This is a genomic window from Rubellimicrobium roseum, assembly GCF_006152145.1.
Classification (GTDB): Bacteria; Pseudomonadota; Alphaproteobacteria; order Rhodobacterales; family Rhodobacteraceae; genus Rubellimicrobium; species Rubellimicrobium roseum.
In genome coordinates, this window is the sequence record NZ_VDFV01000130.1 from 1 (window position 1) to 2040 (window position 2040).

A 2040-nucleotide genomic window follows, 5' to 3' on the forward strand; every position below is an offset into this window, starting at 1 on the left:
TCACGCGCGTCGCCTGACCTCGAGGGGAAAGGGGCGAACTCGGCCTCAACTCGAGTTGCGCAACAACGCCCGTAAGAAGGCCCGACTTGCGCAGGATGTCGACGCGCAGCAGTTCGGACTGATCCAAGTCGATCATGGCTGTCCCCCCGGGCAGGTTCGGCCTGCCCTAGGCGGGGGGAGTTGGGGCCGCCCTGATCTGGATCAAGCCAGCGGACCTTGCGTCAAGGCTCACGGCGCGGTCCTCTGCCGGCTTGCGCGTGAGATCCGGCAGAGGATCGGGGCATCGGGACCCGGCCGCTACGTCGGGGACGTCCTGCTCGCCAACCGTCTTGAACATGATGCGACGGTGCGGGCCGCTTCGACCAGGTCCAAGCGGCGATGTCCGAATGTCCCTTCAGTCCATCAGGCTCCAAAACGCGCTCTTGCGCCCATGCTGCTTCCTCAAGCGAGCGAGGTAGGCCACGTGTGTTTCCATGTCTCCCCAGTCCGGCACGGAGGACGCGAGGCTCTCGCACTCGAGCAGATGACGGGCGGCATGGCGGTAGCGACTGGCCCGGCTGTGGCTCAGGGCGAAGTCGATCATGGCCCTCAGCACCAGCGTGGCCGCGAGCGGGTGCCTGGCCGAGAGCGCGTCGGCGGCCGGGGTCAGGACCTCGTAGTGGTCGCCGTCGATCTCCTTCGCGCGGCGGAGCACGAGTGCTGCGGCCCGGTCGAGCGCTGGCCAGGACACCAGGAACGCCAAGGCGTGGAGCAAGCTCCTTTGTCGCTCGACCTGAGCCAGGGCCCGGTCCTGGGCTTCCAAGTCTTCGAAGTCAGGCAGGCGCTTCAGGTGGGCTCTGAGGTGCTCCGCCGAGAGCGCCCGCTCGAAGGCGGACCACCGGGCGGCCTGGGCCTCCTCAGTCCGGCCGAGCGCCTCGAGCACCTCGATGCGCGCATCCGCCCAGTCGAGGTCGGGGGCGTCCCGGCCCTTCGGCGTGGCGGCCTCGATGCTTTGCCAGGCCTCCTCCGTCCGACCGGCCGCCAGCAGGCGCCGCGCGATCTGGGCCGCGATCGTCGGCACCATGCGTGCCCGCGAGTCGTATTGGCCGATGAAGGCGTCCACGTCGCCCTGAGCATCGGCGATGGCCATGAGAGCCAGGCGCACGGTGCTCGAGCGCGAGCGCTCGACCATCTCGTCGGCATAGAGCGGACCAGAAAGCCCATAGCCGACCACCTGCCGCTTTGCCCCCGAGTAACGTCCGACCGGCTGTCCTGCCAAGGCGAGCATGCGGCTCTTCAGGTGCTCCAGACCTTCCGGTCCGAGAGCCGGGGCCAGGACTCCGATCAGGTCATCGTACTGGCCGTAGCCGTTGTCGGTGAGGGCCTCGAACACGTCATCCGCGAGTCTCGCAGGGTCGGGCTGCGCGGCTGTCGCGATCTCGCCGAGGTCAGCAACCGCCGTGGCAAAGACGGTGCTCACCGTCCCGCTGCTGTCGTCGCAGCGCTCGAAGACAGAGCTCGCCAGTCCCAGGAAGCGCCACATCAGCTCGAGCGCCTCGACGGGGTCGTGCCGGGCCACTTGGTCCACAATGGCCCGGCGCTGCGTGTCGAGGTCCTTCACCAGCGCCTTGCGCTTCTGCCAGTCCAAAGAGGAGCGCGACCCTGCAATCGTCGTGAGGCGCTTGCGGATCTGCCGGGCCACGTCTTCGGAGCCTGCGGTGCCAGCGAGCTCAAGGCGAAGACGCCGTTTGGCCGCTGCATCGCCGGTGCTTAGCTCGATTAGGAGTTCCGCCAAGCGCGTCGCCCCGAGCGCTTCGAGGTTCTTGGCATTCAGGGTCGTCTTGGACGCCATCAGGTCATCCTCTCACTCTTACCTCGACGTCGTGAGCCGTGCTTCTTTGGCCGTCACCACAACCGCCCCGATTACGGCCGAACGCAATTCCTTGCATGTTCGGTTTTTCACTCCAGTCAGATATGAATCGAAAGATAGGCTACGCTCAGGACTCATAGCCAGAACATGACGGTTGCGGCCAAGGCGATGGCCGAGAGAAAGACCTTGGG

The 2040-nt window shown here is 66.7% G+C and carries 1 protein-coding gene; it reads right to left on the bottom strand.

Annotation, left to right across the window (positions count from 1 at the left end; genetic code table 11):
• Positions 1-394: 394 nt before the first annotated feature.
• Positions 395-1831 (bottom strand): DUF6880 family protein, encoded by a 1437-nt coding sequence (locus FHG71_RS23125; RefSeq protein ID WP_139084156.1) that lies wholly within the window; start codon positions 1829-1831, stop codon positions 395-397.
• Between the last annotated feature and the right edge of the window lie 209 nt (positions 1832-2040).